The following is a 22,443-nucleotide window of genomic DNA, read 5'->3' as shown; positions in this document are numbered from 1 at the left end:
AGGACTACTAATGAGTTATTTAGCTAAATTACGTGAAGTCAATCCGCTGGTGCACAACATCACCAACATTGTGGTGGCCAACTTTACCGCCAACGGGCTGCTGGCCCTGGGGGCTTCACCCTTCATGGCTGATGCCCATGAGGAGGTGGCGGACATCGCCGCGATGTCGGGAGCTGTCGTGCTTAACATCGGCACGCTGAACGAGCATGCCATCACCTCGATGGTGCTGGCCGGGCAAGCGGCTGGGCGCCATAAGGTACCGCTGGTGCTGGACCCGGTTGGAGCCGGTGCTACCGCCTACCGCACCGAGGTCACGCATAAGCTGGTCCAGCAGCTGCACATTACCGCCCTGCGCGGCAATGTTGCTGAGGTAGCCCATGTTGCCGGGGAAAGCTGGGCCATCAAGGGCGTTGATGCCGGTGCGGGCGATGGCGATGTCATCGCTTTGGCGAATAAAGCAGCTCGAAAGCTGGAATGTGTGGTCATCATTACCGGGAAAGATGACATAATTACCGACGGTATCAGCACCTACGTCGTCAGCAACGGTGATCCCATCCTGACCAAAGTCACCGGTACGGGCTGCTTGCTCAGCGCCGTAGTCGGAGCTTTTCTGGCGGTCAGCGGCGGGTCATGGCTGGAAGCGGCTGCCGAGGCGCTCTCCTTCTATGGTGTCGCGGCCGAGCTCGCAGCCGAACGGACAGCTCTTAAAGGCCCCGGCGCCTTCCAAATTGAATTCCTCAACCAGCTGTCCCTGGTCACACCGGACACCTACAAGGAGAGATCACGGGTACAGCTGCTCACACTATAATTCTTGCGGCAAAGGAGTGGACTACATGACAAAAGTATTCAAAGCGCTGACAATCGCCGGCTCCGACAGCGGCGGCGGCGCAGGCATCCAGGCCGATCTGAAAACATTCCAGGAGCTTGGCGTGTACGGCATGTCGGCACTTACCGCTGTGACTGCACAGAACACTCTCGGAGTACAGGGCGTATACCCGCTCGGAGCAGAAGCTGTCACTGCACAGCTTGACTCGGTCGGAAGTGATCTGCAGCCGGATGCGGTCAAGACCGGCATGCTTTTTAGCGGTGAAATCATCCGCGCCGTTGCCGGGAAGGTACACCAGTATGGCTGGGATAAGCTGGTGGTTGACCCGGTTATGATCGCCAAAGGCGGCTCACCGCTGCTGCAGCAGGAAGCCGTGCAGGCGCTGATTACCGAATTGCTGCCGCTCTCACTGGTGGCAACACCTAATATACCGGAAGCGGAAAGTTTGACCGGGATGAAGATTTCCGGCTTGGCGGACCGTGAACAGGCAGCGGTGCTCATCCATTCCATGGGCGCCCGCGTTGTTGTTCTAAAGGGCGGCCATGATGACGGAACGACAGGAGTTCTCGATCTGTTGTATGACGGAAACGAGTTTATCTATCTGGAAAGCCCGCGCATCTCCACGCGGCATACCCATGGAACGGGCTGTACCTTCTCGGCGGCAGCGGCGGCCGGATTGGCACAGGGCAACACCGTTAAGGAAGCAATCCATACCGCGAAAGCTTTTATCCAGGCGGCCATCGAAGACAGTCTTGGCATTGGTGCAGGGCATGGGCCGACAAATCATTTTGCTTATGGCAACAGAAGAATGCGGGGAAATGTGAGATGAAGAGAATCGACAGCGAAGACATGCGGAAGGTCCTAAAGTTGTACTTTATAATGGGCAGTGTCAACTGCCGGATTTCACCAGCTGACACATTGACACAGGCCATTGAAGGCGGAATTACGCTGTTTCAGTTCCGGGAAAAAGGCCACGGGGCGCTGAACGGAACAGCAGCATTCAACCTGGCCAAACAACTTCAGCAGATATGCCGCGAGCATCGTGTCCCCTTCATCGTGAACGATGATATTGAGCTGGCAATCGCGCTTGATGCCGACGGTGTCCATGTCGGACAAGAGGATGAGCCGGCCCGCTCCATCCGTCAGCGGCTCGGCGATCACAAGATTATCGGCGTCTCCGCCCATACACAGCCTGAAGCCCGGCAGGCCATCGCCGATGGTGCAGACTACCTCGGAGTTGGCCCGGTCTATCCGACCTCCTCCAAAGACGATGCCGAGGCCGTGCAAGGCACCCGGGTCATTGAAGAGCTGCGGCGCTGCGGCCTTACCATCCCGCTGGTCGGCATTGGCGGAATTACGCCGGGTAATGCCCAGCCGGTTATCGGAGCCGGAGCCGATGGAGTATCCGTCATCTCAGCCATTGCCCGGGCGGATGACATTAGCGCAGCTGCAAAAAATTTGTTGCAGATTATCCGGTATACATGACTTCAGAGCTGCCCATTATAAAAAAACGCAGAGACCGTAACAGACGGTCCTGCGTTTTTTATTGGGGATACTTATAGCTTAAACCTTCCCATAACTATCGTGTTATAGTAGTTGCCGTCAGAAAGAATCCGGTCCTTCGTGATGACCCCTTCGATTTCAAATCCGAACCTTTTATACAGCTGCACAGCTTTTTCGTTTGTTTCCAATACATACAATACGATCTTAGTGATTCCGTTCGCGTCTGCCCAAGCCAGCGACTGTTCCAAAAGATGTTTACCGATGCCAAACCCCCAATACTCCCGCGCTGTACAGATTCCGAATTCCACTTTATGCGAGAATCTTGTAAGATGATTCCCCTCACATCTCGAAAATGCCACAATTTTGCCCTCAGCTTCCGCCACTAAAAATAAGTTTCTGTCATCTTCCGTATCCCGGGCGATCAATTGTTCAAAGCCGGAAGTGTCGATAACTCCCTCACCCTGAACTCTGTCCATGTTTTCGGTTTCTCCATCAATCTGCAGCCTTAATTGCGATAAATTCGCTGCATCTGCTGGGTCGGCGGATCTGATGATGTAGCTTAAGCCTTTTACTTCAAAACCTTTTTGGTCAATATTCATGCTTTACTCCTTTATACAATGGTAGGTAAATTATAGCATTTACATCCCGCTGTTTCAGGTGTATTATTAGTTTACTTTGTAAACTGTTCACAAACGTAACTATATTCAGTGAAGGGGGTCCGCACACATGATCGATCCGCAGCAGACGAGTGAGGTTTATCATTCCTTTTTCGCGGTGTCCCGGCAGCTCAAGAAGCTTGCACACCAAAGTGCAGCAAAGCTGGGGCTGACGGTGCATCAGATCGGCATCCTGAACTCCATTCAAGACAACCCGGGCCAAACACAGAAGGAAGTTACTGAACGGCTGGTTTTTGCCAAGAGCCGGGTAAGCACCCACATTGATGCTCTGGCAGAGAAAAATTTGGTCACCCGGGTCATTTCGGAACAGGACCGCAGAGAAACCAAACTACATATTACTCCTGCCGGAGAAGAGCTGTGCAAGCGGTACAACGAGGAGGCTTTTTCCTATAAAGTACTGGGATCGGCACTGGAGCAGTTTTCCGGGGAAGAGATTGAAACCCTCCTGCGGATGAACAGACAACTGCTCGGCAAGCTGGCGCAGGCACAGGAGCAAGAGACTTAATAACAAAATTCCATACAAAGCTGGTGATGTGTAATGTCAAGAGGTTTTGGTGCAGCAGGATTTGTTGGCGGGCCTGGGCATGGCAAGCTAAAATTTGATGATGATGAGCTGCATCCGAAGATTTCCAAGCAGCTTCTGCTGCGGATTTCCAAGTATTTTCTTCCCTACTGGAAGCAAACGCTGCTGGTTATGATCGTTTTATGTGTTTCTGCAGTTCTGGGGCTATTGCCGCCCATCCTGATCCAGCATATTATCGACCAGGCGCTGCCGGACAAAAATCTGCATCTGCTGTTGTTGCTGGTTCTGGCTTCATTAGGCGCAACCGTTGTCTCGGGACTGCTGGGAGTGCTGCAAAATTATTTGAATTCTTTTATATCACAAAATATCGTCCATGATATGAAAAACCAGATGTATAGTCATCTCCAGCGGATGCCGCTGCAATTCTATTCCAGTGTCAAACAGGGGGAAGTCATCACCCGGATGACTAGCGATATCTCGGGAATTCAAGGTGTGTTCAGCAACACGATTGTTAATTTTGCCAGTAATTTATTTATCCTTGCCACCACTGCGGTGACGCTCTTTATTATGAATTGGAAGCTGGCGCTGCTTGGAATATTTGTTATTCCTCTATTCATATTGCCTACCCGTAAAATGGGCAATTTGAGCTGGAAGCTGGCTAAAAAAACACAGGAGAAATTCTCCGAACAGAATGAAGTCATTGAGGAAACGTTAAGTATCAGCGGCTATTTGTTAATGAAGCTGTTCACCAAAGAAGAAGCGGAATATTCAAATTTTAAAACGATTAATGCAGAAGCTACACACCTGCAAATCCGCCAATCAATGGCCGGGCGCTGGTTCATGATGGTCCTCTCCACTTTTACCAGCATTGGACCGCTGCTGATCTACTTGTATGGCGGATATCTGTTCATCCAAGGTGAGCTAACAGTCGGAACGATCATCACTTTTGTCGCCTTACTCGGCAGACTGTACGGGCCGGTCTTGCAAATGACGAATTTGTATGTCGATATTAAACGCTCCGCGGCGCTTTTTGAGCGGATCTTTGATTATTTTGACATGGACCCACAGATTGTCGATTCTCCGCTTGCCCTGCACATCAACGCTTCCGGGAAGGACATCGAATTCCGTGACGTAAACTTCGCTTATCAGCAGGATAAACCGGCGCTCCGCCATATTTCCTTCACGGCTGCTGCCGGAACCCTAACCGCCCTCGTCGGGCCCAGCGGTGCCGGAAAAACAACGATCACCAACCTCATCCCGCGCCTCTATGAGCTTGATTCCGGTGCGATCACCATCGGCGGCAAGGATATCCGCGATTTCACACTGGACTCGCTTCGCTCCCAGATTGGCCTGGTAACGCAGGATACCTATCTGTTCAACGGAACCATCAAGGAAAATTTGCTGTACGCAAATCCAGAGGCCAGCGAATCAGAGATCATGGATGCCTGCAGATCCGCTTATATTCATGATTTTATTATGGAATTGCCTGAGGGTTATGATACCGTTGTGGGTAACCGGGGCATCAAACTGTCCGGCGGTGAAAAGCAGCGAATCTCCATTGCCCGGGTGCTGCTCAAGAATCCGCCGATTATCATCATGGATGAGGCCACCTCCTCGCTCGATACGGTGTCGGAATACTATATCCAGCAGGCCATGCATGTGCTGCTCCTGAACAAGACCAGCCTCGTTATCGCTCATCGGCTGTCCACGATTATGGCTGCTGATACGATTCTGGTGGTTAAGGCCGGTGCGATCGTCGAAGAAGGCACACATGACTCGCTGCTGAAGAATGACGGGGTCTACAGGGATTTGTATAACAAGCAATTTGAACCGAAGATACTGTCGTGAGGATCCATGATACAAGTGGATACGGCTTCGCGTCCTCAAACGGACGGTAACTGTTTCAGCGAGAAATAGAAGGTTAATTTATAGCGTGAAGCGTATAAATGCTTATAAATATAAGAATCCGCACAGCCCGCTGAGAGTAGCGTTCTGATGCGGATTATTTTGGCTGCATTCAGCTGTTGCTTATCTATTCAACCGGGAAAAAAGCTCCTCCCGCTCTTCCTCGCCCAAATGTCTCCAATGTCCCCGTTCCAGTCCGATCAGACTAATATTCATAATTCGTATCCGCTCCAGTCTAAGCACTCTGTAGCCCAGCTCTTTGCACATGCGGCGAATTTGCAGGTTCAGCCCTTGGGTCAAAATGATTCCGAACTCATATTCACTAACCGCATAGGTCACGCAAGGTTTGGTCACCGTACCCAGAATCGCGACACCGGAGGACATGTCCTGCAGGAAGGTTTCACTCACCGGCTTATCCACAGTTACCCTGTATTCCTTCTCATGTCCATTCTCCGAACGCATCATCGTATTCACGATTTCTCCGTCATTGGTCATCAGGATCAGACCTTCAGAATATTTGTCCAGTCGGCCAACAGCAAAGATCCGTGAGGGATAGCCGACAAAATCTATAATATTGCCCTCCACCTGCCGCGCAGCGGTACAAGTGATCCCAACAGGCTTATTGAGTGCCAGATATACGGGTTTCTCCTTGCTGGGGGTTACGGTCTGTCCGTCAATCGCTACAACATCCCCCGGCTCTACGGTGGCACCCGGTTCACAAACCTCTCCGTTGACAGAAATCCGCCCGGCGGTGATCATCCGGTTCGTCTCTCTGCGCGAATAAAGCCCCGTTTCGCTGATATACTTATTAATTCTCATACTGCTCCCGCTTCCGTCCCGGAAATGAAAAACATCTGATTTCAGCGTACAAAATCAGATGCTTCAGTTCACATAATCTATGAGCACTACGCTCTGTTATTTGCTGCGACCGGATGGAGTTCCCCCGCTGCTCTTGGCAGATGCATTTCCTTTGCTTCCTTGGCTGCCGGGAGCTACGCCTTTCGGTTTCACCGGCTTTGCCGTTTTGTTCCAGCGCGTCCAGCCCTTACTGCCTGTTCCTCTGCCTGTGCCGCCGCCTTTGCTTTTTGCCACAATATCACTCCGTCAGTATTCAGTTTTCGCCTTGCATTTCTCTATCTTACCATTACTATAGGCAATGTGTCAGGAAAATACACAAACAACCCGCCGGTACGAGTCCGGCGGGTTGTTATTCAGCGGAAGAAATTCGGTAATTCAGGCGGTTTATTTCGGCTGAATATAACCTTCAGCCTTCAGCAGCTCGGCAATCAGCACGGCTCCTCCGGCAGCGCCTCTCACAGTGTTGTGAGACAGGCCGACGAATTTATAGTCGTACAGCGAATCCTCGCGGAGTCTGCCGGCAGAAATACCCATGCCGTTCTCGATATCTCTGTCGAGCTGAGTCTGAGGACGGTTTTCCTCTTCGAAATAGGTGATGAATTGTTTGGGTGCGCTTGGCAGTTCCAGTTCCTGCGGACGTCCTTTGTAGCTATTCCAGCGTTCAAGAATTTCTTCCTTGGACGGCTTCTGCTCAAAGGAAGCAAATACTGCAGCCATATGGCCGTCAGCAACAGGCACACGGATACATTGTGAAGTGATCACTGGCTGTTCGCTCTTGACAATCCCTCCGTCAGTAACGGTTCCCCAGATCCGCAGCGGCTCCTGCTCGCTCTTCTCTTCTTCGCCGCCGATGAACGGAATCACGTTATCCACCATATCCGGCCAATCGGCAAACGTTTTGCCAGCGCCGGAAATTGCCTGATAAGTTGTTACGACAACCTTCGAAGGCTTGAACTCGTTCAGTGCATGCAGCATCCCCACGTAGCTCTGGATCGAACAGTTCGGTTTCACAGCGATGAACCCAGTTTCCGTACCCAGACGTTTGCGCTGCTGTGCAATGACCTCAAGATGCTCCGGGTTGATTTCCGGTACCACCATTGGAACATCCGGAGTCCAGCGGTGGGCGGAGTTGTTGGAGATTACCGGCGTGCCGGTACGCGCATAAGCTTCTTCCAGCGCCTTGATCTCTTCCTTCTTCATATCCACGGCGCAGAAGATCAAATCCACATCCGCAGCCACTTCCTCTACCTTGGAAGCATCCTGTACCATGATGCTCTTCACTGCTTCAGGCATAGGTGTAGACAGCTTCCATCTGCCTTTGACCGATTGTTCATACGTTTTGCCTGCTGAATTCGCACTGGCCGCAATAGCTGTCACCTGAAACCAGGGGTGATTCTCAAGGAGTGCAATAAACCGTTGACCCACCATACCAGTACCGCCGACGATACCCGCTCTTAACTTACTTGACATAAGAAATTCATTTCCTTTCAAGCAGCTCCTATTGATAGGCGCTTTTTAATAACCGATTATAAATGATATACGCAGCTTACACAATATGTGAATGAAAAGTAAGTATTTCCTTTAATAAATATAGCCCAATTCATCCAGGAATTTCACGATCTCCTGAAGAGTCCGCTGGTACGGAATTCCTCATGGCATCTACGAATTCCTCCACGGTTGCATAAGGAATATTCTCGTCCTGTGTTCCATGAAAGAAAAGACTTGGAGGCAAGAGTCGGGAAATTGAACAGTTTCGTCACCTTCCGGTACACCGATATTGACTCAGTTTCAACTAACAGTTGCCCCCAAACTGCTCTAGGATTATGAAGCTCCCAGACGTTTGGCCAGCTCGCCCAAATCCTGCCCCTTCAGTGCGCCTTCTACCAGTGCCGGCAGCAGCGCAGGTGTGCAGGCAAAACACGGGGTTCCATCCCGTGACAGCTGCGCCGCCAGACGTTCATCATAGGAAGGTTTCCCTTCGTCCGACAGAGCCAGCAGGGTCATCGTCCGGACTCCCGCCTCGCGCAGCTCGCGCATCCGCCGCACCAGCCCGGCCTGATTGCCGTTCTCATACAGATCCGAGACGATGATAAAGAGTGTCTTCTTAGGCTCTTCAATGAACTGCTCACAGTACTTCACCGATTTATGGATATCCGTGCCGCCGCCCAGCTGAATGCCGAATAGCATGTCTACGGGATCATTGGCGCATTGTTCAGTAAGATCGACAACCTCTGTATCAAAAGCTACTACACGGGTGTTAAGCGCCGGGATGCTGGCGAAGATCGAGCCAATGACCGAAGCCCAGATAATGGAGTCGGCCATGGAACCGCTCTGGTCAATGTCAACAATTACCGTCCACTCTTTGCTGCGGCGCGCCCGGTCAAAATAATAAAACCGCTCGGGGATAATGATCCGTCGTTCTGTGTCATAATGTTTCAGGTTCCGCTGTATGGTCAGCTTCCAGTCCAGCCCGCTGAGCGATGGCAGAGGAGAGTGCTGCCGCTTATTCAAAGCCCCTGTCACTGCCCGGCGGATATCCGTCTCCAGCAGCTTGACCAGTTCGTCGACCAGCGCCTGAACCAGCATTCTTGCTGTGTCTTTGGTCTTCTCCGGGATCTTGCCCTTTAGCGATAAAAGGGTACCAATCAGCTTGATATCCGGCTTCACGGCAGCCAGCAGCTCCGGCTCGAACAGCAGCTGCTTCCAGCCCTTACGCTCCATCGCATCGCTCTGAATAATCGAAACTACATCTTCCGGGAAAAAATTGCGCACATCCCCGAGCCATTTCGAGAGGTGGACTGCGCTCCGCCCCGTTCCGGCACCTTTGCCCTTGGCGGTGCCGGCATTCCCGGAGCTGCTCCCGGCACCGGTCTCATCATAGATGGCGGCAAGCGCTGCATCCATAATCAATTCCTCTTCTGTCAGCGCAAGCCGGCCGCCTTCGCCATAGCCTGACAACGCTTCTTCCGCTTCCTGACCCAGAATCAGCCGCCAGCGGGATACCGTATTCTCCTGCCTGTTCTCCGCCGTCATCTAAAAGTCACCGAAGTCAAAATCATTCAGCTCATCCAGCATTTTGGCCTCTTCCTCCTTCAGCTCCCCGGTGAGAATCTCTGCGGCCTGCTCCACATTCACACCCCACAGCTCGCCCAGCAGCTCGGAAATCATCGTCTTCTCCCGTGGAGAGAAGGTGCTGAATGCCCGGCGCAGAAAGACGAGTGCACGCTTGAATTCATCATCCGCAAGAGCATTGATATAGTTGTTCAGCTGTTCCCACAGGCTCATGCGCGACAGCAGTCCGTACCGGTTGCGCATGGAGAGCCCTTCAAACCAGCCGGCTCCAAGATCGGCGGGTATCCCCGGAGATAATCTGCGCGATACTTCCGCTGCAACTTCCTCCGCAGAAATTGCAGCCCGCTCCATCAGAATGGCGCAGGCGAAGCCGGACAGCCGCGGATTGCGGTCATCCCGCTCCGCTAATTGCTGCAGCTCCTGCAGCCATAAACCTTCATCCAACGTTTCGCCATGCTCAAGTGAAATCCCGTTCAGCTCATTGATGGCAGTCAGCATGCTGCCGGCCGCTTCGTCGTTGCAGCCGCTGGCATCCAGCAGGAACAGGCAGCCGCGCCGGAACAACTCCTCCATCAGCGGTACCAGCGGCGCGGTATCCACCTTGCGGATGTCACCAAAGCTGATAATCGTCGACAGCTCGCTGGCGGCCGCTGCGATGCCCACCACATCCCGGCTGAGGGCAGCCAGATTCTGCAGTACTCTGCTGGCCTCCTCCATCTGGGCAGTCATGCCGCACTGACAGGCAATACGGATGAGTACCGAAGCTTCGGCGATAGAGCGGCATTCCTGCAGCCGTTCACGCAGCACATAGGCTCCAGCCACTTCCACCGTCTCTCCCAGCAGGGTGGATTCTACAACCTGTATCTCCACCTCGGGCGACCACTGGATCACCCAATGCTCAGCCCATGTAGCTCCCTCCTGACCGCTTGGCCGGTTCTTGGCAAATGAAATGCCGAGCAGAGTGAGACGGTGGAACAGCACAGAACGGTGCAGGTCCAGATAGGCTGCCTCAACGCTTGACACCCTGCGGTTCTCCCTGAGATCGAGCGACAGTTCACTGGCTACCGTTGATTTGTATTTCTCCAGTTTATAACGTTTGAGCAGCCTGTTCAGATCATCCTGAATCGGAGTCTGACTGACCCCTTCGGCAAGGCTGCCAATGGCGGTGCCAACGTCTACTCTGGCCAAAGCTTCGGCTACAACCGACAGCTCACCGTGGCCGAGAAGCGTCTGTGCGGCATCGCGCAGATCCCGCAGCGTGGGTGCACTGCCGTCGTGCAGCGACGCCAGCGACTCCGCCAGCCGGACCGCTTCAATAACCTCTGCGGTTGAGCGGTGTGTGCCGGAGCTGCGCACACGGCGTGCCACCGAAGACAGGTACAGATGCGGCAGCTCCTCCGGCCGCCCGGCTGCCATGGCTTCCCACATCATTTGGAAATAATGGGGAGCCCCGTTCCCCGCGCCATAGCCGGACATCGTGGACAGCTTGTAATACGAATAAGGCATCAGCGTCAGCTTCGTACTGCGTGAAGGCAGCGCAGCCAGTTCTTCATCACTCATGCTCTCCGAAAGATCGGCTAGAGCCGAAGCATGGTAGGCACCACAGATGACAACGATCTTCTGCGGCTCATGCCCGGCGGCAATCATCTTCTTGATCTGCCGCCTCATATAAGACTCACGCAGCGCATTGTAGGCATATTCGGACGGCTGCTCCTGCAGCTCCTTCTCTTCCGCCAGTTCACGCATTTGTGCGGAGAAGGATAGGACCGCTGCACGGTATGCCCCGGCATTCGCATTATGCTCGTAATTCCGCTCCCAGTACATGTCATAATCATACTCGCCTGCCAGCCGGGCAATCCGGCTGTAGAGCGATTCTTCGTCCTGCATTTCTGCTGCAGAAGGTTCTTCGGCTTCAACAGCAGCGGGCTTAGCTTCCTGCCCGTTGCCCCGTTGCTGTCTCTTCATATCCTGCAAGCCTAGCGTTACCGAAGAAGGCAAGTCAATAAATAACGCCTCCGCTCCATTCTCCTTAGCCCACTTCATGCCCTGATATTCCGGGGAATAGACGGCAAAAGGCCAGAGAACGGTACGCACCGGCAGCTCATCGGTAAAGGCCAAAATCGCCACCGGGGGTTTCGTAACTTTATGTGTCAGATGGCGGATTTCATCGGAAGCATCGCTAGGCCCTTCGATCAGCACCGCTGTCGGCTGAAGCTGATCCAGGTATTCCAGCAGATGCTTTGCGCCGCCCGGTGACAGATGCCGCACCCCGAAAATATGCACTCCAGCTTCAGCAGCCTTAATCACTCGTTCATCTCCTTACAAGCCTGGTACAGGCCGCGCCACTCTGCTCCTTTTTTCTTCATCACATTGTCCAGGTATTCCTTCCAGACCAGCTTATCCTTGTCATCATCTTTGACAATTGCTCCCTGAAGTCCGGCGGCCAGATCATCGTCAGTCAGCTCTCCGCTACCGAAGCTTGCTGCCAGCGCCATACTGTTGGTCAGCAGAGAAATGGCTTCTGCCGTAGAGATAACCCCAGCCGGTGACTTCACCTTCTCCTTCTTGTCTAACGTCATGCCGCTGCGCAGCTCCCGGAAGATGGTAACCACCTTCAGCAGTGCCTCATCCGCCGGAACGGAAGCTTGCAGCTCATACGAAGAAGCAATTTCCGCAACCCGCTTCTTCACGATGGCCAGCTCCGTCTCAAGATCGGAAGGTGCCGGCAGCACAATAATATTGAACCGCCGTTTGAGTGCGGCGGACATTTCGTTGACTCCGCGGTCCCGCGTGTTGGCTGTGGCAATAATGGAGAAGCCCTTGCGGGCCCCCGCCTCCTTGCCCAGTTCCGGTACAGAGATCGTCTTCTCCGACAGAATGGAGATCAGTGCATCCTGCACCTCGGAAGCACAGCGGGAGATTTCCTCGAAGCGGGCGATTCCGCCGTCCTCCATGGCGCGCATGATCGGACTCTTGACCAGCGCTTCCGGAGTAGGACCGTTCGCCAGAAGCATCGCGTAATTCCAGGAATAACGCACATGCTCTTCACTGGTTCCGGCGGTCCCTTGTACAACAAGCCCAGAGTTGCCGTAGATCGCCGCCGCCAGATTCTCAGACAGCCAGGATTTGGCTGTTCCCGGCTCACCGATCAGAAGCAGCGCCCGGTCAGTGACCAGGGTGGCAACCGCCATTTCAATCAACCTTGAGTTGCCGATATATTTCGGTGTAATGATCGTTTTCCCGGCCTTGCCGCCAGTTATGAAGGTCAGCACCGCCCGGGGAGACATCTGCCAGCCGGCAGGAATCTTCCCTTTGTCCTCCTTGCGCAGCGCTTCCAGCTCCTCACGATATAATACCTCCGCAGGCAGCCGCATGTAATCCTGAAGCTGCTCTTGTCCCGTTGACATATACTCATCTCCCTCTAATGACTTTACTCTTGGCTCCGTAAATGGTTAAGCAAATACTCAAGCTGCTGTACGCATTCGTACCTGTATACCGGAACAATAGCTTCAATACGGCTGATATAGCTGACCGGGAAACGGAGCATCATTTGGAATACGTAATAATCAAAGATATAAGGATTATATAGCCGATCGTTCTCCAGCATAGACATCAGGAGCTCCTGGCGTTCCTCCTCTTGCAAATCCGCACGCTCCAGACCCATAAAGATATTCGTCATAAATTCTTGCATCCTGCGTTTCTTCTGCCCCTGGAGCTTCTCCAGGAGGTAGCTGCGGGCACGCTCATGCCCCGGCCGGGCAAAGGCGCATACCAGCTCCAGTGCGTCACGGTCAATGAACCAGTCCAGCCAGCGCGGGTCCCACTCTGCGGCAATTCTCTCCGCAGGCATCATCTCTCTTGAGTATTGGAGCCTGTCTCTGGAAGAACTCCAAGGTGTTTCGTAAGCCACCCGTTCCACATTCATAATCTGCCGCTCCAGCGTTTCCAGAATCTGCTGGTCACGCTGCACCGCCTCCTTCGAGACGATTGATTTCAACTTGTTCATCATCGTGCCGCCGAACTGGTTGTACAATTCCTCCGGGTTCAACTGCTGCTGAGCCGCACGGAAAACATTCGGCAGATAGCGCATGTTTTGTTTCGCCAGCCCCTTCAGCAGCTCCAGCGATTCCGCAGAATCCGACTTTTCTGTGTACCAGGCCGCCTGATCGATAAGCGGCAGCCAGCCAAACGAGACAAAACGGGTGTATTCTCCGATCACATAGCTGTATGCTTCATCGAGCTGCGGATTCCGCTCGCTATGGAGAGCGGTTAGATAGGGTTCTATCCCATTCCAGTATGTTTCCGACTTCTTCTTGTCCTCGTTATCCCGGGGAGCTTCACGCAGCTCCTCTATAAATCGAACCGACAACTGGTATACAACCCCCGCAGAAGGCCACTTGGAGAGCGCCTCCGCCACCAGCGCCCGGTCCTTCTTCAGCGAAAATGCTTCCAGCAGACGTTCCCCGCCCTGCAGGGAACCGCCTGCGGCCAAAGCGGCAAACGCAGCTTCCCGGATGGTCTTCTTCTTGTCCGCCGTCCATTCCAGCAGTGCCGGGATATAGGCTTCATGCCCGGCAAGACATCCGATCGCCGCCACCCGGACATCGTCGCTGCCGCTCTCTGCGGCTGCGTAGATCTGCTCAAGCACGCCGGCTCCCCCTACTTTGCCAATCACCTGCAGCTTGCGGACCTCGCCTCTGCCGCCGGCCGGATTAAAGTGCTCCATCAAATAATCGGCGATAGCCGGGCCGTAAGACGGAAGTATCTCTGCCGCCGCAAACTCGGCAAGCTCCGCATACGGATCTTTCAAAGCGGCAATAGCCAGCGGAAGCAGGCGGATATCCTGAAATACGCCTTCCTTAAAAGCTTCGATTACGATCTCATATCTGCCGCTTCCCGTCGTGGTCAATGCCTGTCTCACAGCGGCCAGCCTGCGGTAAGGCAGCCGGGTCTCAGCCGGGAAATAAAACACCCGCAAGGGACCCGGAGTTCCGTCGGGTGCCGTAACCCCCTGGGTGTAGAGTACCGATTCCAGCAGCAGCGTCAGCTCCTGCAGCTTTGCAGCGGATACCGGTTCCGCTGTACTGCCGGGTTCTATCAGAGCCGTTATACCCTCACCCAGTCTCTTGAAGACTGGAGCACGCTCACCGAGTTGCTGAAACTGCGGAAGCAGACGCTTCAGCCGGAAATCTCCGGCTGCCAGATCACTTCCGGCGATATAAAGTCTTCTCACCTCTTGGTGAAGCTCTTGCAATAATGCTGTACTCATGGGCTGTCCCCCTATAGATATATAAATCATGTTTATGATCTCAATGATTGGTCAGTACAATAGCCGGGTTACCGCCTCATCCTTGATTATCGTCAGCGGTTGGGCAGTCAGCCGTCCTGAATCCAAATGATGCTCGAACATCACAAGTATGGCACAGTCCGTCAGTAAGGAAGCTGGCAGAAACGGCAGTAAATCCACCGTCCCCTGAAGCAACGACGGGATATCCTCCAGCACCAGTCTGCTGCCGGATTCATCCGTGATGACATACTGGCCGCTTTCGGTTACCCCAAGACTTGCTGCATGCAGAAGCATCACAGGCGATTTATCACTCAGCGGATTCTTGAGCTGATTCTTTACTTGCTTGAGCACCTCCGCGTAAGAGCGGTGAGCCTTGCTGTAGACCTGCTGCACATCAGCCTCAGTAACAGGTCTCGCTGTTATTTCTTCATATCGAACCCGGGCATTCATCTCCCCGGGGTATTTGTAGAGCAAGGGGATCCGGCCAACTTCAAAGAAGCTGTCTTCTTCCCGCATCAGTTTAGCTGCCTTATAAGGACGATAATATACCGTCCGGTGAATCTCTCCGCTGTTCGTTTCCAGCCAGTAGCCTAGATCGACATATTCCTGACGGGCAAGATCATCGTAGCTGTAGAAAGCTAATTGCAGAAGCTCGACCTCTTCCTTCACCAGCCCGTATTCCTTCAGTTCAGACAACTGCCAGGCATGTCCAAGCCATTCATCAATAGTAGATTCATGATCCAGGGCAAGCTCGGGATCCTCACTCCTCGCGGTCAGATAAGCCCGGCCTTTCTTAATAAAAGCATGAAGCCGTGTCAACTGCTCCATCGCATATGTATAACTCTCTTCACGGTCACGGCCTTCATCCAGCAGCAGCGCGAACCGGCGCAGCTCAATCTGTGCTCCTGACAAATAATAATTGCCAAGCTGCTTCACATGTTCTTTAATCGTCTTCAGCGTTTTGCTGTCAATGGTCGACAATCCGCTGCGGATAAGCGACAGGACCAGCTTCTCCAGCAGATCAAGCCCTTCAAGCTGAGCGTTGATCTTTTTCTTCAGCGCAGATTTATTAACTTTCTTAGGCTTAGCTTCCCCGCCCTCGGCAGCTTGCTTCACCTTGTTCTCTTCACGTTTCTCGGCTTTCTCGCGTTTGGCAGAGATGTCCTCGGGTACATCAGCTATTGTAAAAGGCTGACCCTCGGCATAGGCATACAGCAGGCCCAGCGCATGTTTGCAGGGGAACTGCCGGCTGGGGCAGGTGCAGCGGAACACCGGCTTATCCGGCACAATGAAGTCCGCAGAGCACTCATAAGGCGTTTTGCCACTTCCCGAGCACTGCCCGAACAGCAATTCCCCGTTCTCCGAACGGTTCAACTGCACGAAGCTTTTCTTCTTCACCAGCCCCTGGCCATTCTTCATGGCAGCGGCGTTGGGTGCAAGCGAATCTACATACGATGATGTCAGTTCAGGCAAATCAGTTTCCTCCCCAAATGAGATAACATAATAAATCGAAAGATATCAAGCAAACAATTGGATATATCCTCTATTAACCAACTAACACGGATAAGATCACATGTTTGCATTTATCTTAACAAAAATGGTTTGCTGTTCCAATGGCAATCCCTCATCCGTGGCAAAAATAGTAAAATCGTCCCACCTCTGCAGATGAAATCCCGGAAAATGAGCAAAAAAATAGGGTGACTCCGATAGTCCCCCAGTGATCCTCATTTGAACCAGCCTTTTTCCTTGAACCTAGTAATCGCTTCAATCCGGTTGCCCACATCGAGCTTGTCGAGAATAACCGAAATATAATTGCGGACCGTACCGGTCGTAATGTACAGCTGGCTGGCGATTTCCTTCGTATTTTTGCCATCGGCAATCAGCCCCAGGACTTCCTTCTCCCGTTGGGTCAGAGGATTGGCTTCGCTGCTGTAAGCTTCGTCCATAAGCTCCGGCGCATACATCCGTTTGCCAGCCATAACGCTGCGGATCGAGAGAGCCAGCTCTTCACTGGGGCTGTCTTTCAGCAAATAGGCATTTACGCCAGATTTAACGGCGCGCTCGAAATATCCGGCCCGGGCAAAGGTGGTCAGAATCATGATTTTGCAGCCGGATTGCTTCAACGCCTCTGCCGCCTCAAGTCCGGTCATTGCCGGCATTTCGATATCCATGATGCAGATATCCGGTTTGAGCTGCTGGACCAGCTTTACAGCCTCTTCACCATTAGCTGCCCGGCCCACCACTTTCATATCCTCTTCCAGGTCCAGCAATGAAGCCAGGGCGCCAAGCAGCATGCGCTGATCTTCAGCAATTACAATTTTGATCATCAGTGATTCGCCTCCCGTTCCGTCTGCTGGATGACTGTGGGCACTTTAATGACAATTGTTGTCCCTCCGTCCTTCACAATGTCCAACAAACCGTTTACAAATTCAAGCCTCTCTTGAATTCCCTGCATTCCATGGCCCTTATAAAATAAAGAAGTCCCTTCAATTCCCTTGCCGTTATCCTGTATCTTAACAACCAAATCTAGGCGCGAGGGTTCAATGAGAATTTTGCAAACCGTGGCACCGCTGTGCTTTACCACATTCGTTACAGCTTCCTTAATACACATGCTCAGCACATTTTCCGTAATTAGCGAAGTATTCTTCAGCTTGGGACTGCCTTCCAGCTCGAACTCGATTTCCGCAGCCTGCAGGAGCTGCCGGATCCGCACCAGCTCGTCTTCTAGCCGGATGCCCCTCATCTGTGTAATCATCTCACGGACTTCTTTGAGCGCTGTTCGCGCTGTCTGGCGGACATCGTTAATTTCGACGATAGCCTGCGCCGGATTTTTATTGATCAGCTTGCCGGCCAGATCACTTTTGAGTCCGATGAGCGACAGCTTTTGTCCCAGTGTATCATGCAGATCACGGGAGATCCGCTGGCGTTCCTCCATGATGACGAGTTCAGAGATCCGTTTATGGGCATCCTCCAGCTGGACCTCCAGCTTATCCTGATTGTTGCGGTTATACGTTGTAGCAGGCAGCAGGACCACTGCAATCATACTGACAAGCACAAAGGGGAGCTGGGAGAGGAATACCGGATTGCGTGTAATCAGTTCATAGTTGATGGCGATAATCGTGGTCAGCAGATGAATTGAATACAGCGTAAAGAATCCGACCCGCTTCTGGATATTCCCGATAAAAAAAGCCAGAAACAACGCAAAATACATATACCCGAACAGCAAGGTCATCGTTATAGAAACAATAATCTGTACACTTGTCCAGAAGTAGACCACCCAGCCCGTTGATTTGAAGGCCAGGACATAACAGGCAAAAAATACAATGATCATGAGAATTCCGTATACCCACCGGTCCACGGAGGACGAGCGAAAGATAAAATAGAAGGGAAGAATGTAAAAAATGACCCATACATAAGGGCTCAGACCTGTACTTTTATGGAATATATGGTGCCACTTCTGCATGTTAGCCATCCTTTTTGCCAGCAATATTGTACCTCCATTTTAGCATAAACTTTGCAGTAACCGGCAACCCACAACAAAAAAGAGAAAGCTCAGCACCGGTCAGCGTTCAGCGGTTCTGGCTTCCTCTCCTGTTACAGTGTCATTTTAAAGATATGGATGGCGCTATTCGCCTTGAAGTCCGGGTTTGCGTACCTTTAACGCTTCCACTGCCGGCTTCGGCTCCCGCAGTCTTGCTTTGATCTCCTTAAAGCCTACAAATCTTCTATTCTCTTCGTCCCACAGACGGAAATGAAGAGCCTTCAAACTGCTGCCAATTGTGATCGTTGTCGCTTTTTGCAGCGGCGGAGTGGCATTATGGGCCAGCTCCAGATTATAATTCGGCACCTTCGGACTTAAATGATGGACATGGTGAAACCCGATATTTCCGGTGATCCACTGTAAAAGTCTCGGCAGTTTGTAGTAAGAGCTGCCTTCTACTGCGGCACTTACATAACTCCATTCGTCCTCATGCTCAAAATACGAATCCTCGAACTGGTGCTGTACATAAAATAACCAGATGCCGAGGAAGCCGGAGACAAATACGATCGGCAGCTGTACCAGCAGAAATGCCTGCCAGCCGATGGCCAAAATCAAACCACTATAAAGCGCTGCGATCAAAATGTTAGTCAGGTAAGTATTCAGCCGTTCCTTGCGTCTTGCCCCTTTGGCATTAAAACGGTATTGGATCAGGAAAACGACGATAGGTCCAGCTACAAACATCACCAGCGGGTTGCGGTAAATCCGGTAATATAAACGTTTCAAAGGCTTGGCAGCCTCATATTCTTCAACTGTCATAATCCAGATATCGCCGATGCCTCTTTTCTCAAGATTGCTGCTTCCGGCGTGATGGATGGAATGACTGTGTTTCCACTGGCGATAAGGCACCAGGGTTAATACTCCCGTGATCGTGCCTATGATATCGTTGGCTTTACGGCTTTTGAAGAACGAACCGTGGCAGCAGTCATGAAAAATAATAAAGGTCCGGATCACAAACCCCGCTGCCGGAATCGCAAACAGGAGGGTAAGCCAGTAGGAGACAGACAGGCTGAAATATGCAGCCGTCCATAACAGTACAAGCGGTCCAAGTGTATTAATAAGCTGTCTTACGCTTGTTTTGCGGTCTGTTTTCTCGTAGGGAGCCACGCTTTTTTTCAAACTGGAAAGCTGGGACGTCTGTTTCGTAGTCATCGTGTTTGTTTCCTCCTCGGATGTGTCCGGTTCCGGTCACATTCATCTAACTTCATTATAGAGAAGGAAGTGTCATCCCCGTAAGTCATAAATATCAAGGAGGGAGTATGACAAATGTCATACCCTCCTCAAATTAAGCTAACTTTCTAATCCGTAGCAGCGGGAGCAAAATCAGCGTACCCATCAAGAACAGCACACCGCTCCCAGTGAAAACAGCGAACAGCGAGAATACTCCCTTCAGATATCCGGCCATGGACATGCCGATGACCATAAATCCCATAAACATCGGTCCCATAATTCCGCCTACCCGGCCCATATAGGCAGTCTCCGTATTTTGCAGAATCAGTGTGTTGATGCCGATATGAACACAAGGATAAAAGAAGCCAGTCAACGCTTGAAGCAATATTGCGAGCAACACATTATGCGCCGATCCCATACCGATGGTCCCTGCGGCACTCATGAGCAGCCCTGCTGCCAGCAGTATTTGCGGCTTTACTTTTTTGCCGATTCCTATAACAAGCGTCCCGCCCAGCATCATTGCGGCTCCGTTAACCACCATCATCCATTGCAGGAAGCTGCTGTCCTTACCCAGATTCTCAATCATCACAAATACACCCAGAGGCTGAACAAGCCCTGCTCCCAGCCCGGCAAATGCAAACGAGATTCCCAAATTTCTCAAAACCGCGCTGGAGCGCACATAATGCAGGCCTGCTTTTATTTCCGTGGCAATCCCCTTACGCTCACTGGCTGTCTCATCCGGCATATCCTTAGGCAGCAGCCCCAGAACCAGCGCCGAACCGATAAACATGACTCCCATGATCGCAAGTGAAGTTTCAATACCATAGTGTTCATATATAAAAGCACCGATCATTGGGCCAATCACCATAAAAAAAGCGGTCAGCGACTGGAAGACGGCCATCACACCCTGTAGCTGTTCTTCGGGAACATGCTGCTTAAACAGCTTCATTGCGGAAGGCTGAGAGAATTGTGACAGCACCGCCGAGACAAAGGTAGCCAGCAGCAAGGCTCTCCATGATCCCATTAAGACTACAAGAAGCACTGCAAACACCGATAATGCGGATAACCCGTCGCTCAGAATCATCGTTTTCTTCGGGAGCCACCGGTCCGCAAACGTACCACCGATCAAAGCAAATAAAAAAATAGGTGCAAATTCTGCTACAGAAATCAACGATACGTAAAACGGATCATTGCCCGTTATCTCCGTCACATACAAGAGTATCGCGAAATTGCGCACCCATACTCCAAGCTGAAGCAGCACTCTGGATGCAATAATTGTTCGTACAACCTTATTACCTAACACTAGGTTCCCCTCCAAAAAAAACATGAAATTATAAACGCTGAGAGCTCTCGTTTATAAATATATAGACGTTTTATATTTTTGTCTATATTTAATTAGATGTTTATCTAATCTATCTATTAAAGGCGCAAAAAAAGCACACAGAGAGATCTGTGCACTTTCCGGAAATCACCTACAAGCTACTATGCCTGCTTCGTATAATCCTCGCGGTACTCTGTCGGCGTCTTGCCGGTCGCTTTCTTAAACACCTGCGTAAAATAACGGGGGTCCTGATAACCGACGAGCGGAGCTACCCGGTAGACCTTCACATTGCTGTTCTGCAAAATATATTTGGCCTTTTCCATCCGGCAGCTGGTAACGAATTCAAGAAAGGTGTAACCGGATATTTGCTTAAATAAAGTGCAGAAATGGCTAATGCTTAAACCGGCTACCTCCGACAGCTCTTCAATACTGAGATCTTTATGATAATTGTCTTCAATATAACGTTTGGCTTTCTCAACAACGCTGCGTCCGTCTTCACGGGCCATCACTTTGTTGCTCTCCAGCATCCACTCACGGAATTCCTGCTTCAGCACGTTAATCATTGCCGTCAGGGTTCCCAGGCCGTGCAGCTTGCCAAGCAGCCTCTCCAGCGACCAGTCCGGCTGCATGTTCAGGTTCTCAAATTGCCTGTACAGCACAACAACCATCTCGATGATCATCCGTTCGGCCAGCTCCTTGGAAAGCGCCTGTGCTTCAATAAAGATGGCCATTTCATCGAACAGAACCAGCATCCGCTCCATGTTCAGCGTGCGGATGCTTTCGATCAGCGAAACCTCAAGCTCCTTCGGATACTTTACGTCCCTGCCGCCTATATCCGGTGTCTCCTCTTCAATAAACACGCCTGCCTGACCGGAATAGAAGCGCTGGAACAGCGCCTTGGCTGCAAGCGGATATACGGTGCTCAATTGATCGATCCCCTGCGTGCTGCGGCTAATCCCTACCGAGCAGGCCAGCTTGGAGTACCTTTTAATATCAGCAACCAACTTCTCGCCAAGCTCTCTTTTGCCTTCCCCGAGCCTTCCCGGAAAGAGCAGCACCCATTCTCCATTGTAGAACGGGAACACAGAAAGCGCGCCATTGTCCATTGACCACTCTTCAAGGATATTGCGGATTGCGAACAGCCAGAGATGTTTCTCCTCCGCGCTCCATCTTGCAGCAAGGGCCGCATAGTCGTCAAGCCTGACGACAGCCATGAAATATTCGCCCTCCAGCTCGCTGTTCTCCAGCCATTTTAAATGCTGCAAAGGCCGTGAATTGCCGAGCGTGAACTCTGCAAACATCCGCTCCCTTGCGAGCGTCGACAGCATTTGTACAGAGAGCATCAACTGCTCGTTCTCCTTCTGTTTATCCAGTTTCATCTTCGCCCGGGTCAGCATCTCAGTTAATTCATCATGATCAATCGGCTTCAGCAAATAATCAAATGCCCCGAGCCGCAGCGCATCACGCGCATATTCGAACTCCCCATAGCCGCTGATAAAAATAAAGATCAGCTTGGAGCTGCGGGGCAGCACCTCTTTCATCAGGGCAATACCATCGATAACAGGCATTCGTATATCACTGATGATGATCTGCGGGGCTTTCTCTTCAATCATCCGCAACGCCACTTCACCATTCCTGGCCTCTCCCGCAATCTCAAGTCCCAGCTCATCCCAGGGAATCGCCACCTTCAAGCTTCGCAGAATAATCGGCTCATCATCCACTAGCAGCACTTTGTATTTCTCTTGCCGTGCAGTCATTTCCGG

19 protein-coding genes are annotated in these 22,443 nt (G+C 51.9%); 5 read left to right on the top strand and 14 right to left on the bottom strand.

The features are described from left to right. Positions 1–10: 10 nt before the first annotated feature. Genes thiM through thiE form a run of 3 tightly spaced genes read left to right on the top strand, consistent with a single transcriptional unit; the run spans position 11 to position 2,311 of the window. Positions 11–808, top strand: coding sequence for a hydroxyethylthiazole kinase (thiM, locus tag NST07_RS14250; RefSeq protein WP_341092569.1), 798 nt, complete (start codon positions 11–13; stop codon positions 806–808). 25 nt (positions 809–833) lie between these two features. After that, entirely contained in the window at positions 834–1,655 is an 822-nt protein-coding gene (thiD, locus tag NST07_RS14245; protein WP_341092568.1) for a bifunctional hydroxymethylpyrimidine kinase/phosphomethylpyrimidine kinase, read from the top strand. Continuing rightward, entirely contained in the window at positions 1,652–2,311 is a 660-nt protein-coding gene (gene thiE, locus NST07_RS14240) for a thiamine phosphate synthase (RefSeq protein ID WP_341092567.1), read from the top strand. The genes thiD and thiE overlap by 4 nt, the downstream gene beginning before the upstream one ends. A gap of 71 nt (positions 2,312–2,382) precedes the next feature. On the opposite strand, the gene NST07_RS14235 is transcribed toward thiE, so the two are convergent. After that, positions 2,383–2,928 carry a GNAT family N-acetyltransferase gene (locus NST07_RS14235; RefSeq protein ID WP_341092564.1) on the bottom strand — a complete coding sequence of 182 codons (546 nt, stop codon included), beginning with the start codon at positions 2,926–2,928 and terminating at the stop codon, positions 2,383–2,385. A 127-nt stretch (positions 2,929–3,055) separates the two neighbouring features. On the opposite strand from NST07_RS14235, the gene NST07_RS14230 reads away from it, so the two are divergent. Next, entirely contained in the window at positions 3,056–3,511 is a 456-nt protein-coding gene (locus NST07_RS14230; RefSeq protein WP_341092563.1) for a MarR family transcriptional regulator, read from the top strand. 33 nt (positions 3,512–3,544) lie between these two features. Continuing rightward, positions 3,545–5,377 carry an ABC transporter ATP-binding protein gene (locus tag NST07_RS14225; RefSeq protein WP_342481759.1) on the top strand — a complete coding sequence of 611 codons (1,833 nt, stop codon included), beginning with the start codon at positions 3,545–3,547 and terminating at the stop codon, positions 5,375–5,377. Between the two features lie 180 nt (positions 5,378–5,557). Here the strand turns inward: NST07_RS14225 and NST07_RS14220 are convergent, their stop codons facing one another. The 13 genes from NST07_RS14220 to NST07_RS14160 all read right to left on the bottom strand — a co-directional run bounded on the left by NST07_RS14220 (position 5,558) and on the right by NST07_RS14160 (position 22,437). Beyond that, entirely contained in the window at positions 5,558–6,253 is a 696-nt protein-coding gene (locus NST07_RS14220; protein WP_341092560.1) for a pseudouridine synthase, read from the bottom strand. 96 nt (positions 6,254–6,349) lie between these two features. After that, complete coding sequence (locus NST07_RS14215) at positions 6,350–6,529, bottom strand: DUF3934 domain-containing protein (protein ID WP_341097652.1); 180 nt, start codon at positions 6,527–6,529, stop codon at positions 6,350–6,352. Positions 6,530–6,676: 147 nt separating this feature from the next. Beyond that, complete coding sequence (gene asd / locus NST07_RS14210) at positions 6,677–7,762, bottom strand: aspartate-semialdehyde dehydrogenase (RefSeq protein ID WP_341092559.1); 1,086 nt, start codon at positions 7,760–7,762, stop codon at positions 6,677–6,679. A 351-nt stretch (positions 7,763–8,113) separates the two neighbouring features. Next, complete coding sequence (locus tag NST07_RS14205; RefSeq protein ID WP_341092558.1) at positions 8,114–9,325, bottom strand: VWA domain-containing protein; 1,212 nt, start codon at positions 9,323–9,325, stop codon at positions 8,114–8,116. Then, positions 9,326–11,671 (bottom strand): DUF5682 family protein, encoded by a 2,346-nt coding sequence (locus NST07_RS14200; protein ID WP_341092557.1) that lies wholly within the window; start codon positions 11,669–11,671, stop codon positions 9,326–9,328. Beyond that, positions 11,668–12,771, bottom strand: a complete 1,104-nt coding sequence (locus tag NST07_RS14195) for an AAA family ATPase (protein ID WP_076111361.1) — start codon at positions 12,769–12,771, stop codon at positions 11,668–11,670. Before NST07_RS14195 ends, NST07_RS14200 begins: the two co-directional genes overlap by 4 nt. Before the next feature lie 23 nt (positions 12,772–12,794). After that, complete coding sequence (locus NST07_RS14190) at positions 12,795–14,633, bottom strand: HEAT repeat domain-containing protein (protein ID WP_341092554.1); 1,839 nt, start codon at positions 14,631–14,633, stop codon at positions 12,795–12,797. A gap of 51 nt (positions 14,634–14,684) precedes the next feature. Continuing rightward, the gene (locus NST07_RS14185; protein ID WP_341092553.1) at positions 14,685–16,124 is read right to left on the bottom strand and encodes an SWIM zinc finger family protein; all 1,440 of its coding nucleotides are present in this window, start codon (positions 16,122–16,124) and stop codon (positions 14,685–14,687) included. 251 nt (positions 16,125–16,375) lie between these two features. Beyond that, a complete protein-coding gene (locus tag NST07_RS14180) occupies positions 16,376–16,978 on the bottom strand; it encodes a response regulator transcription factor (RefSeq protein ID WP_341092552.1) in 603 nt (200 codons plus the stop codon). Continuing rightward, the gene (locus NST07_RS14175; protein ID WP_341097651.1) at positions 16,978–18,114 is read right to left on the bottom strand and encodes a sensor histidine kinase; all 1,137 of its coding nucleotides are present in this window, start codon (positions 18,112–18,114) and stop codon (positions 16,978–16,980) included. Before NST07_RS14175 ends, NST07_RS14180 begins: the two co-directional genes overlap by 1 nt. Positions 18,115–18,276: 162 nt before the next feature. Beyond that, the gene (locus tag NST07_RS14170) at positions 18,277–19,341 is read right to left on the bottom strand and encodes a fatty acid desaturase (RefSeq protein ID WP_342481758.1); all 1,065 of its coding nucleotides are present in this window, start codon (positions 19,339–19,341) and stop codon (positions 18,277–18,279) included. Positions 19,342–19,474: 133 nt separating this feature from the next. Continuing rightward, a complete protein-coding gene (locus tag NST07_RS14165) occupies positions 19,475–20,662 on the bottom strand; it encodes an MFS transporter (RefSeq protein ID WP_342481757.1) in 1,188 nt (395 codons plus the stop codon). 179 nt (positions 20,663–20,841) lie between these two features. Then, entirely contained in the window at positions 20,842–22,437 is a 1,596-nt protein-coding gene (locus NST07_RS14160; protein WP_341092548.1) for a response regulator, read from the bottom strand. Positions 22,438–22,443 lie beyond the last annotated feature (6 nt).

It is taken from the genome of Paenibacillus sp. FSL L8-0340 (assembly GCF_038593145.1).
Classification (GTDB): Bacteria; Bacillota; Bacilli; order Paenibacillales; family Paenibacillaceae; genus Paenibacillus_AQ.
This window is presented reverse-complemented; position numbering and strand designations above follow the sequence as displayed.